Below are 253 nucleotides of genomic sequence, written 5' to 3'. Positions count from 1 at the left end.
ACGCCCGGCACAAAGCCGGGTGCTGGTGCTGATCACCGACGGTGCCAACAACGGCGGTCAGATTCACCCGCTGACAGCCGCCCGCCTGGCGGCCCAGGAAGGCGTGCGCATCTACACCATCGGTATCGGCGCCAACCCCGAAGCCAGTGGCACCCCTGGCCTGCTCGGCCTCAACCCGAGCCTGGACCTGGATGAAGCCGCACTCAAGGAAATTGCCGACATCACCCATGGCGCCTACTTCCGCGCCCATGAC

At 66.4% G+C, this 253-nt stretch carries 1 protein-coding gene; it reads left to right on the top strand.

Annotated features, from left to right (window positions below; genetic code table 11):
• Positions 1-253: VWA domain-containing protein (locus tag SB719_RS21450; RefSeq protein WP_412159929.1), on the top strand; the 253-nt coding region annotated here is incomplete at both ends.

It is taken from the genome of Pantoea sp. SIMBA_079 (assembly GCF_046940275.1).
Lineage (GTDB): Bacteria > Pseudomonadota > Gammaproteobacteria > Enterobacterales > Enterobacteriaceae > Pantoea > Pantoea borealis.
Note: the sequence above shows the minus strand (reverse complement) of the source record. Positions and strands in the feature narration are given on the sequence as shown.